Below are 12,896 nucleotides of genomic sequence, written 5' to 3'. Positions count from 1 at the left end.
ACTGCGCCTGTGGCCGGGGGTCTTTTGGGCCTCTACCACGCCGCCAGGCGCTTGGGCCTAAGGCCCGCCCTCCTGGAGTCCTTGGGGCCGAGGACGCCCTTTTCCCGGCTTTCCCTCCTCGGGGTGAGGCCCGCGCACCGCCTCGAGGTCTGGGAGGGGAGGCTCTACCTGGACGGGAAGAGGGTGGGGGAGGCCCGGGAGGTCTTCCGCTACCTAGAAAGGGGCCTGGGTAAGAGGTTTTTCCCCGCCTGGATCGGGTTTTTCGCCTACGAGTTCGCCCGCCACCTGGGCCTTCCCACCCACGAGCCCCTCCCCGGCCTCCCCGAGGCCTTCTTCCTCTACTACCCGGAAGGCTTCGCCCTCCTCGAGGGGAAGCTCGTGGAGGCCCCTTCCTTTCCCTTGCGGCCCCTTCCCTACGCCCCCCCGCCCCTTCCCCGCCACCCCCTGGTCTCGGACTTCCCCCGGGAGGCCTTCTTGCGCGGGGTGGAGGAGGTGCGGGAGAGGATCCGCGCCGGGGTGGTCTACCAGGTGAACCTCTCCCACCGCTTCCGCCTCCTGGGCCCCGTGGACCCCCTTCTCCTCTACGCCAGGCTTCGCGCCCTGAACCCCTCCCCCTTCATGGGGCTTTTGGAGGGGGAGGGGTGGGCCGTGGTCTCGGGGAGCCCGGAGAGGCTCTTTAAGAAGGTGGGCCCCAGGGTCTTGGCCCGGCCCATCGCGGGCACGCGGCCTAGGGGAAAGACGGAGGCGGAGGACCTGGCCTTAGAGGGAGAACTCCTTGCCTCTCCCAAGGAGCGGGCGGAGCACGTGATGCTCCTGGACCTCCTCCGGAACGACCTCGCCCGGGTGGCCCGCCCGGGGACGGTGCGGGTGCGGGAGCTTTTCACCGTGGAGCGCTACGCCCACGTGATGCACCTCGTTTCCGAGGTGGAGGGCTTCACCGACGCTTCCCTGGGGGAGGTCTTCGCCGCCCTCTTCCCCGGGGGGACGATCACCGGGGCCCCCAAGGGGACGGTGATGGAGGCCATAAGGGAGCTGGAGCCCGTGCCTCGGGGGGCCTACACGGGGAGCCTGGGGTACGTCTCGGGGCGGGGGGCGGACTTCAACCTCCTCATCCGCTCCTTCCAGAGGGTGGGGGAGGAGGTCCTCTTCTCCGCGGGGGCGGGCGTGGTCATCGCCTCGGAGGCGGAGCGGGAGTACGAGGAGACCCTCCACAAGGCGCAAAGCCTCCTCCTGGCCCTGGAGAGGGGAAGGCCGGGGCAGAGGCCCCTTCCCCCCAAGCCCACCTCGGCCTGGAGCCCGCCTCCCCCGCCCCGGCGCCTTGGGGCCCGGGTCCTCTTCCTGGAGAACCGGGACTCCTTCAGCCACAACCTGGTGGACTACCTGCGGGCCTTGGGGGCCGAGGTCTTGGTGGTGGACCAGGAGGAGGCCCCGGACCTAAAGGGCTTCACCCACCTGGTGGTGGGCCCCGGGCCCAAGGACCCCTTCACCGCGGGGCGCGTCCTGGAGTGGACGGAGAAGGCCTTGGCGGCGGGGCTTCCCCTCCTCGGGGTCTGCCTGGGCCACCAGGCCCTGGGGGTGGCCCTGGGGGCGGAGCTCTACCGGGAGGCCCCCGTGCACGGGGAGGCCCACGCCGTCTTCCACACCGGGGAGGGCCTCTTTAAGGGAATCCCGACCCCCGCCCCCTTCGCCCGGTACCACTCCCTGGCCTTAAGGCGCCTTCCCCCAAGGCTTAGGCTCCTCGCCTGGACGGAAGACGGCGTGCCCATGGCCATCTGGGACGGGAGGCGGGCCTATGGGGTCCAGTTCCACCCGGAAAGCCTGCTTTCCCCTTACGGCATGCTCCTTCTCGCCCGGTTCCTGGAGGTGGGATGAGGCTTTTAAACGGCACGCCCCTCGCCCTAGACCTCCCCGAGGCCTTCCTCTACCACGGGGCGAGCGTCTTCACCACGCTTCGGGCGGAAGGGGGAAGGCCCCTTTGGCTTGAGGAGCACCTTGCCCGCCTCCGCCGCCACGCCCTGGCCCTGGGGCTTTTCTACCCGGGGGACGAGGCCTTCCTCGAGGACCTCGAGGCCCTCCTCCGGGCCTTTCCCGACGCTCCCTGCCTCCGCCTCCGCCTCACCGTGGGGGAGGGGGTGCGGCTCTCCGAGGCCAGGCCCTACGCCCCCCTGCCCCCATCCCTCTACCGGGAGGGGGTCCGGGTCCGGCTCACGGGCTACCGGGTCCACCCCGACCTCGCCCGCTACAAGACGGGCAACTACCTCCCCTACCGCCTGGCCCTGGAGGAGGCCCGGAAGGAGGGGGCCTTTGAGGGGCTCCTCCTGGACGCCTCCGGCCACGTGGTGGACGGGAGCCGCACGAGCCCCCTCCTCTTCCGGGAGGGGACGCTTTTCCTCCTGGAGGGGGGCCTCGAGGGGATCACCCGGGAGAAGGTGGCCGAGGCCGCCCGGGGCCTGGGCCTCCGGGTGGAGCGGGTTCGCCTGGGCCCGGAAGGGCTTCGGGGCCACCTCCTCCTCGCGGGAAGCGGGGTGGGCCTCCTCCCCGTGGGGCCGCCCCCTGTGGAGCTCCTTCCCCTCATAGAGCGCTTCCGCCCCGCCTGCTATACTGAGTAACGGTACCGCCAGCCCAAAGGCCTTGGGCTGGTGCCCCTTTTTGCACGGGAGGAGCCCATGAAGAAGCCCGTCTACCTGACCCCGGAAGGCTACCGGCGCCTTCAGGAGGAGCTCAACCACCTGAAGACGGTGAAGCGCCAGGAGATCTCCGCCGACTTTGAGCAGGCCCTGGAGGAGGGGGACCTCAGGGAGAACGCGGGCTACGACGAGGCCCGCCGGGCCATGTGGCAGAACGAGGCCCGCATCGCCCAGCTTGAGGACCTCCTCGCCCGGGCGGTCATCGTGGAGGGGAACGGCTCCTACGACCAGGTGGCCCTGGGCTGCCAGGTGGAGCTGGAGACCGAGACCGGGGAGAGGCTTTCCCTCGCCATCGTGGGCAGCCACGAGGCGGACATCTTCAGCGGCAAGATCTCCGACGAGTCCCCCCTGGGCCAGGCCCTTCTGGGCAAGAAGGTGGGGGACGTGGTGGAGATCCGGGGCAAGAAGGGCGCCCAGGTCTACACCATCCTGGAGATCAAACCCCTATAGCCTCCGCCGAGCGCAAGGGCCCCAGGGCCTCCTCCGCGTGGGCCTTGAGCGCCAGGAAGAGCCGGTTTAGGGGCGCCCCTTCCAGGCGGGGAAGAGCCTGGGCCCCGGGGAGGCGGAGGGTGGCCCTGAGGGCCTCCACCCCCTCCCGCCCCAAGTAGACCCCCTCCTCCCCGAGCCTCCCCCCCTTTAGGCGGAGGCCTTCCCCTTCTAGGCTGGGCCCGATCCCCCCCGCCTTGGCCACCCGCCAGCCCGCCCAGACCAGGGGAAGGAGGGGGTCCTCGTGTTTGGCGATCCCCCGAAGGCCCGAGACCAAAAGGGGGTAGACCCTGGGGGCGGCCTCGGGGGAGGCCAGGCGGTAGGCGAGCTCGGCGAGGAAGGCGGCGAGGAGGAAGCGGCGGGGCGCCTCGAGGCCGTGGAGCCTGCCCAAAAGCTCCGCCTGGGTCAGGGTGGGGAGGCCTTCCCCCTTGTCGTAGAGCTGGAAGCGCACGTGGTGGAAGAGGGAGAGCCTCCCCGTACGCCCCGTGGGCCTTTGCCCCTTCCGGACCACCGCCTCGAGGCTCCCCCTGGGCGTCACCAGGCGGAGGAGGAGGTCCCCCTGGGGCAGGGGTTTCCGGCCCACCACGATGCCCTCTTCCAGCCGGTAGCGTTCCACCTTTCCAGTGTATGCTGGAGCCATGGAGCGCACGCTGAGGGACATCCTGGAGTGGGTGGTGCTGGGGCTTTTGGTGGTCGTGGGGGTCCTCCTCGCCTTCTGGCTCGGGGGGTGGGTCTTCACCTTCCTGGGCAGGGTCCTCCTCGCCCTCTCCGACCTAATCTTCCTCCTCCTCAAGTACGCCGTGCCCGTCCTCATCCTGGCGGCCATCGGGTATGGGGTCGTCTACCTCCTCCAGCGGCGGCAGGCCTAGACCCTTGACACGGAGGGACTCCCCCCTTATATCCCCCTTGAGCGGGTGGAATGAGAACCCTATTCCCATGGACCGGCTCCGCTCCGGGGACGTTCTCAGGTGGGTCCCCTCGGGCGTGGGGCCCTGGGCGAGCTCCAGGCTAAGGGCCACGCCTATGTCCAGGTGGGTTGACCGGGGGCCTCCCGCATGGGGGCATATAATGCCCCCATGCGGGTTCTCTTCATCGGGGACGTGATGGCCGAGCCGGGCCTCCGGGCGGTGGGCCTCCACCTCCCGGACATTCGCGACCGCTACGACCTGGTCATCGCCAACGGGGAAAACGCCGCAAGAGGCAAGGGCCTGGACCGGCGTAGCTACCGCCTCCTGCGCGAGGCCGGGGTGGACCTCGTCTCCTTGGGGAACCACGCCTGGGACCACAAGGAGGTCTACGCCCTCCTAGAGTCCGAGCCCGTGGTGCGCCCCCTCAACTACCCGCCGGGGACCCCGGGCAAGGGGTTTTGGCGGCTGGAGGTGGGCGGGGAGAGCCTCCTCTTCACCCAGGTGATGGGCCGGGTCTTCATGGACCCCCTGGACGACCCCTTCCGCGCCTTAGACCGCCTCTTGGAGGTGGAAAAGGCGGACTACGTGGTGGTGGAGGTGCACGCCGAGGCCACGAGCGAGAAGATGGCCCTGGCCTACTACCTGGACGGCAGGGCCAGCGCGGTCCTCGGTACCCACACCCACGTCCCCACCCTGGACGCCACCCGCCTGCCCAAGGGCACCCTCTACCAGACCGACGTGGGCATGACCGGGACCTACCACTCCATCATCGGGGGCGAGGTGGAGACCTTCCTCGCCCGCTTCCTCACGGGGCGCCCCCAGCCCTTCCGCGCCGCCCAGGGCAAGGCCCGCCTCCACGCCACGGAGCTCGTCTTTGAGGGGGGAAGGCCCGTGGCCATAAGCCCCTACGTCTGGGAGGAGCCGTGAGCCAGGACCCCTTCGCCCTCCTCAAGGCCGAGGTGGACCTCCTCGGCCGCCTCCTCGGGGAGGCCATCCGGACCCTCTCCGGGGAGCGCTTCTTCGCCCTGGTGGAGGAGGTGCGGGCCCTCGCCAAGGCCCGCCGCCAGGGGGACGAGGCGGCGGGAGAGGCCCTTTTGGCCCGGGTGGAGGGGCTTTCCACCGAGGAGGCCGAGGCCTTGGTGCGGGCCTTCACCCACTACTTCCACCTGGTGAACCTGGCGGAGGAGCGCCACCGGGTGCGGGTGAACCGCTTGCGGGCCCAGGCCGAGACCCTGGAAAACCCCAGGCCCGAGGGCTTCCTGGCCCTGGCCAAGGCGCTTAAGGAGCGGGGGCTTTCCCTGGAGGAGGCCGAGGCCCACCTGAACCGCCTGGAGCTCCTCCTCACCTTCACCGCCCACCCCACGGAGACCCGGCGCCGCACCCTGCGCCACCACCTCGAGGCCCTGCAGAGGGAGCTGGAGGCGGGGGAGAAGGAAAGGCTCGCCGCCCGGGTGGCCCTCCTCTACGCCACGGAGGAGGTGCGCAAGGCCCGCCCCACGGTGGAGGACGAGATCAAGGGGGGGCTTTACTACCTGCCCACCACCCTGTGGGAGGCCGTGCCCCGGGTGGTGGCGGGCCTCGAGGCCGCCCTGGAGAGGGTGTACGGGCGAAGACCCCGCCTGAAAAGCCCCGTGCGCTTCAGGAGCTGGATCGGCGGCGACCGGGACGGCAACCCCTTCGTCACCCCCGAGGTCACCGCCTTCGCCGGGCGCTACGCCCGGGAGGTGGCCCGGAGGCGGTTTCTGGAGGCCCTCGAGGACCTCGTGCGCGACCTCTCCCTGGCCGAGACCCGCGTCCCCGCTCCCCGGGAGGTGCGGGAGAGGGGAGAGGGGGTGGAGCGCTTCATGGGGGAGCCCTACCGCCGCTACTTTGCCGCCCTGTACCGGGCCTTGGAGCGGGAGGAGGCCACCACGGAGGGGCTTCTCGCCGCCCTCAAGGCGGCGGAGCGGGGGCTTAGGGAGGTGGGGCTTGGCCGGGTGGCCGAGGCCTTCTTGGGCCCTTTGGAGGCCCGCCTTTCCGCCTTCGGCCTGGAGCTCGCCCCCCTGGACCTCAGGGAGGAGTCGGGGAGGCTCCTTGAGGCCGCGGCCGAGCTCCTCCGGGCGGGCGGGGTCCACCCCGACTTCCTCGCCCTTCCCCAGGAGGAACGGGAGCGCCTCCTCACCGAGGAGCTTAAGACCGCCCGCCCCCTCCTCCCCGTGGGGGAGGCCCCGGAGGGGGAGGCCCTAAGGGTGGCCCTGGAGGCCCTCCGGGCCTGGCGGGACAAGGGGGCCCACGTGGTCTCCATGACCCACCACCCGGAGGACCTCCTCGCCGTCTTCCTCCTCGCCCGGGAGGTGGGGCTTTACCGCCCAGGCCGCCCCCTCCCCTTTGACGTGGTCCCCCTCTTTGAGACCCTGGAGGACCTGAGGCGGGCCCCCGGGGTGCTCCGCCGCCTCCTGGAGAACCCCATCTTCCTGGCCCACGCCCGGGGGCGGGGCGGGGTGGAGGTGATGATCGGCTACTCCGACTCCAACAAGGACGCGGGCTTCCTCATGGCCAACCTCGCCCTTTACGAGGCCCAGGAGGCTTTGAGCCGGGTGGGGGAGGAGGTGGGGCTTCCCGTCTACTTCTTCCACGGCCGGGGGACCTCCACGGCGAGGGGCGGGGGCCCCGCGGGCCGGGCCATCGCGAGCCTCCCGCCCCGGAGCGTGGGGCGGAGGATCCGCCTCACGGAGCAGGGGGAGGCCCTGGCGGACCGGTACGGCCACCCCGACCTCGCCGTGCGCCACCTGGAGCAGATGCTGTACCACTTCGCCCTGGCGGCCCTGGGCCCCGGCCGGGAGCCCGAGGCGCGCTGGCGGGAGGCCCTGGCCCAGGCGGCGGAGGAGAGCACCCGCCGCTACCGCGCCCTCCTCCAAGAGGAGGGGTTCTTTGACTTCTTTGAGGCCTTCACCCCCATCCGGGAGATCGGGGAGCTTCCCATCGCCAGCCGCCCCGTGTACCGCCGGGGGCGGGTGCGGGACATCCGGGACCTCCGGGCCATCCCCTGGGTCATGGCCTGGACCCAGGTCCGGGTCCTGCTGCCCGGCTGGTACGGCCTCTCCGCTTTGGAGGTCCTTCCTTTGGACCTCCTCCGGGAGATGTACCGGGACTGGCCCTTCTTCGCTTCCACCCTGGAGGCCGCGGCCATGGCCCTCGCCAAGGCGGATATGGGGGTGGCCCGCCTCTATCTGCGCCTGGTCCCCGAGCCCCTGAGGTTCTTCTACCGCCGGCTTACGGAGGAACACGCCCGTACCGTGGCCCTTTTGGAGGCCGTCTTCCAGGCCCCCCTTCTCCACAACCAGAGGACCCTGGAGCGGCAGATCCGGCTCCGTAACCCTTACGTGGACCCCATCAACATCGTCCAGGTGGAGCTTCTCCGCCGTTACCGGGCCCCCGGGGGCAAGGAGGACGAAGCCCTGAAGCGGGCCCTTCTCCTCTCCATCCTGGGCGTGGCGGCGGGCCTCAGGAACGCGGGGTGATCTTTGGCCCGGCTGGCCCAAGAGAAGCTCCTCGGGGACCTTTTGCTGGGGCTCAGGCTGGCGCAAGCCACCCTGGGGTGAAAACGCCCTCCCCCGGTGGGGGAGGGCGGGCCTGGCGGGCCCGGAGGGATTCGAACCCCCGACCTACCGCTTAGAAGGAGCGTACCCATCCATCCCTCCCCGTCCCTCTTCTTCCACAATGCCCATTCTCAGCGCATTTTCTTCCCTGACTTATCCCCATACCTCCCCCCTGATTCACCCGATAAGCTAACAGTTAGCTAACATCCCGAGGGTTGAAGCCACAACAAAAAACGCCCGCTGTATCCTTATAAGAACTCCCCGTAGGCTTTTCCCTTATCACGAGAACGTCGCGCTGGCCGTGTCCTCTTCTACGAGTGGCCTGGGAGCACTGGGGAACAGGATCAGGAGGATTTCTTATCAGAGGGGCCTCACCCTTGACCGGGGGGAAGGACGGCCCGCTAGCCTTTGGCGAGGCGGAGGGTCACCTGAAACCCCTGCCCGTCTTCTGTCGTCTGGAGGCTTCCCCCCTGGGCCCGCACCAGGGTGTTCACCAGCCTGAGCCCGAGGCCTGTGCCCGGCTGGGGGTGGCTCGGGGCGTTCTGCACCCGAAGCTCGCTCCCCCGCACCTCCACCCGGACCGTTCCCCCCTTGGCGGTGTGCTGCAGGGCGTTTTCCAGCAGGGCCACCACCATGGCCCGGAGGGCCTGCTCGTTGGCCAGGACCCGGGCGGGTTCCTCTGGGAGGTCCAGGAGAAGCCGCAACCCCCTGGCCTGGAAGGCGGGGCGCAGGGACTCGGCCTCAGTGAAGACCAGGGTGTCCAGTTCCAGGGGGGCACATGCCAGGGCGTCCGCCTCGGACCGGGCCAGGAAGAGGAGCTGCTCTACCAGTTCCCCAAGTCGTCTGGCCTGGGCCCTGGCTTCCTCCACCCTGCCCCGTTCCAGATGGCCCAGGAGCACCGTCAGCGGGGTGCGGAGGGCGTGGGCGGCCTCCTGGGCGAAGCGCCGCTCAGCGTCCAGGGCTCCCTCCAAGGTATCCAAGACCTGGTTGAAGGCTTCCAACATCTGGGCCACCTCGTCCTGGACAAGGGGAAGGGGGAGGCGCCGGTTCCAGGCCCGGTCCCGGGCGAGGTCCAGGGCGGCCCGGGTGGCCTGGCTCAGGGGGGCGAGGGCCCGGGAGGAGAGGAAAAGCGCCGAGAGGAGGGCCGTCCCCCCTGCGAGGAGGAGGACCACGGGCAGGAGCCGGTCCACCAGGGACGCCAACTCCCGAAGCTCCCCAAGGTGGCGGGCGGCGAGCACCCTCACCCCGTCCGCCGTCCGGGCCTGGACCCGGTAGTCCCCGGCCTCCCCCCGGGTCAGGGCCTCCAGTCGGTCCAGGGGGGGCAGGATCCCCAGGGCGTCCTGGAGCCCCTGGGGGCCCACCACCAGCACCAGGGTGTCGGGCCTTAAGGAGGCGAAGAGCTCCGCATCCAGGTCCAGGCGCAAGACCCCTTCCTCGTCGGGCCGCAGGTTGGCGAGGGAGGTGTCCAGCAGGTTCCAAAGCTCCCGGTCCACCTGGCGCAGGAGGAAGAACCAGAGGGCCTTCTGTAGGGCCAGGCCCGAAACCAGGAGGGTCAGGGCCACCACCCCGAAGGCGTAGAGAGCGAAGCGGGCACGCAGGCTCATCCCACGAAGCGGTACCCCAGTCCGCGGGCGGTCTCTATGGCCTCGGGGGCCAGCTTGCGGCGGAGGTACTTGATGTAGGTGTCCACGGTGCGCGGCTCAACGCTCTCCTCCCCGTTCCACACCTTCTCCAAGAGGAGCTCCCGGGGAACGAACCCCCCCTCCCAAAGGGCCAGGGCCTCCAGAAGGGCGTACTCCCGGGCCGAAAGCCGCACAGGCTTTCCCTCCCAGAAGGCCTGGCGCCCCTCCAGGTCGAGCTCCAGCCGGCCCCGCCTCAGCCAGTTGTGGGCCAGGCCCCGGCTCCGCCGCAGGAGGGCCCGGGCCCGGGCCACCAGCTCCTGGGGGTAGAAGGGCTTCACCAGGTAGTCGTCGGCCCCCTCCTCCAGGCCCAGGACCCGGGCCTGGGGGGCGTCGCGGGCGGTGAGGACCAGGACCGGCAGGCTCATCTCCCGGGAGCGGACGAGGCGGAGAACCTCCAGGCCGTCCCCGTCAGGCAGGGCCAGGTCCAGCACCAGGAGGTCGTAGGGGAAGGCCTCCAGGAGTCCCAGAGCCTCGGCCACCCCGGCGGCCTCGTCCACGGCCCAGCCCGCCTCCTCCAGGACTTCCCTGACCAGGCGGCGCACCTCGGGCTCGTCCTCCACCAGCAAGAGCCTCACCGCCGAAGCACCTCCCTTCCCGTGGCGGCTTCCAGCCAGACTTCGCCAAAAAGCCCCCTGGCCTCCCAGACCAAGAGCCTCTCCTTGGGTTTCGGCTTTAGCTCCAGCCTCCAGGGCTCCCCGTACCGGGCCCGCACCCGCGAGAGGACCTGGGGGAAGGGAAGGTGGGGCTCGGCGAGGTGCTTGGGAGGCTTCTTGGGCCGGTACAGCACCACCCTAAGGCTTCCGACCTCCAGCCACACCTCCACCCCCGGAAGCCCGAACTCATAGACGGTCCAGCCCTCCTTGGGCTTGGGGCCGTAGGCGTACTTGTACACCTCGTCCAGGCTCCCCCCGCCTAGGTAGGCCCTCACCCGTTCAAAGGCCGCCTCGGGGGGAAGAGGGGAGGGCGCCTGCCCCCAGGCTAGAAAGAGCAGGACGGAGGCCATGCCCAGGAGGGCGAATACGGGTCTGCGCCGCGCCCTTCCCCCTTCCACGGTCCTTGGCATTCTAGGCCTGGTCCCGCAGGAGGTCAAGCAGGGCCTCGGCCCGGGCCGTCAGGGCCTCTGCCCGCTCCACCTCCCCCCTGCCCCAGGCCTCCCAGGCCTCCACCACCAGGGCCATGACCCGCTCCCCCTTTTCCCGGGGCAAGGAGGCGGCCTGTTCCCGCAAGGCGGTAAGCCGCGGGACGAGGAGGCTCCTTGGGCGCAAAGGGGGAAAGACCTCTGCCCTCCCACCTCCCCGACGGATCTGGCCGAGGAGCCAGACGGTCGCTAGGACCAGAAGGCCGAGGAGCAAGAGGCTCAAGAGAAGTTCCAGGAAGTGCTCGAGCCCTTTTGGCCCCAGGGGCCTCGGCCAGGGGCCGGGTTGGTAGGGCGCGCAGGCGGCCAAGGCCAGAAGGCCCCCTGCCAGGATGAGGGCTTTGCTCAAGGGGGTCCTGTTCATCTCCATCCCCTTCCGGTAAGGGCGAGGGGCCCCACAGGAGGGACCCCTCGGAGCCCTTTTAGAAGCCCCTCTCCGCCTTGATCAGGTGATGGGCCGCGCGGGCCAGGCGGTGGGCGGCCTCGGCCTTGGCCAGGTCGTTCCCTTGGGAGAGGAGGCGCTTGGCCTCCTCGAGGAGCCTGCGCACCAGGGGGTTATTGACCCGGTAGTAGACCGCCTCCATCTCGGTTCGGGCGATGGCCTCTTGGGCCCGGTAGGGGGCCTCGTAGGCCCTGGACCACCCCTCGGGGCCCCGTGGAACCGGGGGATAGGGAGCCCCCTCCACCAGGAGAAGGCCTTCGTAGATATTGGCCGCGGCGGCGGCGAGCTCCTTGGCCCGGAAGGGGTCCTGGGTCTGGAGCCCCTGGGCCCACCTGAGCAGGCCATCGGCCTCACCCTTGAGGGGGGAAGGACGGACAAGGCCCGCCAGGTACTGTGCCCGGGCGACCTCCCGCTGGGCCCTTACCATATGGCGGTAGTCCTGGTAGGGGGCCGCTTGGGGGGCCGCAGGAGGCGGGGGAGGGTTCCCCGGGGGCGGGGGACCGGGCTGGGCCAGCGCCGACAGGGACAGAAGGGCCAGAAGGCTCAAAAAGCGCGCGTTTCCTTTCATCTCTTACCTCCTCTGCCAGGGACCTCCCCTGGCGACCCTAAGGGTAGACCTCTTGTGTGGGAAGACGGTGGAGAGGGGGGGTGGCGGTCCGGGGCGGGTGCCCGTGGAGATAGGGGTCCAGGGTTGAGGGCTCCGGGAAAGGGGGTGCCCGCCCTAAGACCTTTCAAGTGGGCCTTGCCCCGACGGGCGTCTATCCTCAACGCACCAGGACCCCCACCCCCGTGGCCGGAAGCCTGGCCTCCGCCTCCCCCCGGGGCTCCCCCAGGTCCAGGGCCCCGTCCCCGTGGGCACCCGCACCCGGAGGTAGGCCCTGCCCTGGGCGGGGTTCGAGGCCAGGTAGGCGGCAAGCCCCCCTTCCGCCACCACCCGCACGGGGACCGGCTAAGTGCCAATCCTTTATCATCTCAACATGGCAGCCCCCCTTCGGATCCAGCTGACCCCTGAGGAGGATGGTCCGCCTGGCCGCCCAGGGCTGGACCGCCCCAAAGATCGCCCAGCACTTCCACAAGGACCGCACCACCGTCTACCTCGTCCTCAGGCGCTTCCTGAGGGAGGGCCTCCAAGGCCTCGTCTACCGCAAACCCCCGGGAGCCCCCAGGAAGTTCACCCCGGAGATGGCCGCCTTCGTGGAGGAGAAACTGGCGGAAGATCGGGTCTGGACCGCCCCGCAGCTTGCGGAGGCCATAGCCGAGCGCTTCGGGGTCCGCCTGGCCCCCAAGGTGGTGGCCCGGCACCTCAGGGCCATGGGGTATGTGTGGAGACGGACGCGGTACGTGCCCAGGGGTAGACCGGAGGCGGAGGAGGTGGAAGCCTTTGTGAAGGAGGAAGAGGAGGCAAAAAGGGGGCTCAGGAGGGGGTGATGGAGGTGGGGTACTTGGACGAGAGCGGGTTTGCCCTGACCCTGCCTCCCACGTACGCCTGGTGCCGGAGGGGGGAGGCGAAGGGGGTGCCGCGGGCGTGGGGCAAGGAGGGGCGGGTGAACGTGGTGGGGCACCTGGTGCGGGGCCGGGAGGGGGAGCGGCTTTTCTTTGCCCTTTTGGAGGGGCCGGTGCGGTGGGAGGTGGTGCGGGGGTATCTGGACCGGGTGGCCGAGGGGTTGACCAAGCCCCTGAAGGTTTTCCTGGACAACGCGCCTTTCCACCGGTCCCGTGGGATGGAGGGGAGGAGGGGGGTGTGGCGAGGGCGGGGGCTGGAGGTGGCCTACCTGCCGCGGTACAGCCCCCATTTGAACCCCATGGAGAACATCTGGCGGCGGGTGAAGGGGTTTTTGATGCCGAGGCGGCACTACGGGAGCCTTGAAGAGCTGAAGGACGCGGTAGTGCAGGCCCTAAAGGCCCTGGGAGGTGTGGAGTTGAAAATCTTGGGGGAGGGCACTTAGCTTAGCACAACGGGCGGCCTCGCGCTACGCCG

Annotated in this window: 12 protein-coding genes and 1 pseudogene; 7 read left to right on the top strand and 6 right to left on the bottom strand. The window is 70.2% G+C overall.

The window, feature by feature from the left end; genetic code table 11:
• Positions 1 to 9: 9 nt before the first annotated feature.
• From TthTMY_RS07945 to greA, 3 genes are read left to right on the top strand one after another with little or no spacing between them, the layout of a single operon-like run.
• A complete protein-coding gene (locus tag TthTMY_RS07945; RefSeq protein WP_223903156.1) occupies positions 10 to 1,872 on the top strand; it encodes a chorismate-binding protein in 1,863 nt (620 codons plus the stop codon).
• On the top strand, positions 1,869 to 2,609 hold the full coding sequence (locus tag TthTMY_RS07940; RefSeq protein ID WP_096410881.1) for an aminotransferase class IV: 741 nt from the start codon (positions 1,869 to 1,871) through the stop codon (positions 2,607 to 2,609). The genes TthTMY_RS07945 and TthTMY_RS07940 overlap by 4 nt, the downstream gene beginning before the upstream one ends.
• Positions 2,610 to 2,666: 57 nt before the next feature.
• Entirely contained in the window at positions 2,667 to 3,137 is a 471-nt protein-coding gene (greA, locus tag TthTMY_RS07935; RefSeq protein ID WP_096412969.1) for a transcription elongation factor GreA, read from the top strand.
• Here the strand turns inward: greA and recO are convergent.
• Positions 3,124 to 3,789, bottom strand: a complete 666-nt coding sequence (gene recO / locus TthTMY_RS07930) for a DNA repair protein RecO (RefSeq protein WP_172844629.1) — start codon at positions 3,787 to 3,789, stop codon at positions 3,124 to 3,126. The two genes, greA and recO, sit on opposite strands and share 14 nt — an antisense overlap.
• Positions 3,790 to 3,811: 22 nt before the next feature.
• Between recO and TthTMY_RS07925 the strand changes: the two genes are divergently transcribed.
• The 3 genes from TthTMY_RS07925 to TthTMY_RS07915 all read left to right on the top strand — a co-directional run bounded on the left by TthTMY_RS07925 (position 3,812) and on the right by TthTMY_RS07915 (position 7,581).
• On the top strand, positions 3,812 to 4,042 hold the full coding sequence (locus TthTMY_RS07925) for a hypothetical protein (protein WP_096410880.1): 231 nt from the start codon (positions 3,812 to 3,814) through the stop codon (positions 4,040 to 4,042).
• Positions 4,043 to 4,249: 207 nt separating this feature from the next.
• Positions 4,250 to 5,008, top strand: a complete 759-nt coding sequence (locus TthTMY_RS07920) for a TIGR00282 family metallophosphoesterase (protein WP_223903155.1) — start codon at positions 4,250 to 4,252, stop codon at positions 5,006 to 5,008.
• A complete protein-coding gene (locus TthTMY_RS07915) occupies positions 5,005 to 7,581 on the top strand; it encodes a phosphoenolpyruvate carboxylase (protein WP_096410879.1) in 2,577 nt (858 codons plus the stop codon). Before TthTMY_RS07920 ends, TthTMY_RS07915 begins: the two co-directional genes overlap by 4 nt.
• Positions 7,582 to 8,060: 479 nt before the next feature.
• On the opposite strand, the gene TthTMY_RS11880 is transcribed toward TthTMY_RS07915, so the two are convergent.
• The 5 genes from TthTMY_RS11880 to TthTMY_RS07890 are packed head-to-tail and all read right to left on the bottom strand — an operon-like array spanning position 8,061 to position 11,486.
• A complete protein-coding gene (locus TthTMY_RS11880) occupies positions 8,061 to 9,263 on the bottom strand; it encodes a sensor histidine kinase (protein WP_267873959.1) in 1,203 nt (400 codons plus the stop codon).
• Complete coding sequence (locus tag TthTMY_RS07905) at positions 9,260 to 9,916, bottom strand: response regulator transcription factor (protein WP_096410876.1); 657 nt, start codon at positions 9,914 to 9,916, stop codon at positions 9,260 to 9,262. Before TthTMY_RS07905 ends, TthTMY_RS11880 begins: the two co-directional genes overlap by 4 nt.
• Entirely contained in the window at positions 9,913 to 10,392 is a 480-nt protein-coding gene (locus TthTMY_RS07900; protein ID WP_157745783.1) for a hypothetical protein, read from the bottom strand. Before TthTMY_RS07900 ends, TthTMY_RS07905 begins: the two co-directional genes overlap by 4 nt.
• A 13-nt stretch (positions 10,393 to 10,405) precedes the next feature.
• On the bottom strand, positions 10,406 to 10,840 hold the full coding sequence (locus TthTMY_RS07895) for a hypothetical protein (protein WP_157745781.1): 435 nt from the start codon (positions 10,838 to 10,840) through the stop codon (positions 10,406 to 10,408).
• A 58-nt stretch (positions 10,841 to 10,898) separates the two neighbouring features.
• Positions 10,899 to 11,486 (bottom strand): hypothetical protein, encoded by a 588-nt coding sequence (locus TthTMY_RS07890; RefSeq protein ID WP_223903154.1) that lies wholly within the window; start codon positions 11,484 to 11,486, stop codon positions 10,899 to 10,901.
• Positions 11,487 to 11,895: 409 nt separating this feature from the next.
• Between TthTMY_RS07890 and TthTMY_RS07885 the strand changes: the two are divergent.
• Positions 11,896 to 12,864, top strand: a pseudogene (locus tag TthTMY_RS07885) (IS630 family transposase).
• Positions 12,865 to 12,896 lie beyond the last annotated feature (32 nt).

Origin of the sequence: Thermus thermophilus, assembly GCF_019974155.1 — a bacterium.
Lineage (GTDB): Bacteria > Deinococcota > Deinococci > Deinococcales > Thermaceae > Thermus > Thermus thermophilus_C.
This window is presented reverse-complemented; position numbering and strand designations above follow the sequence as displayed.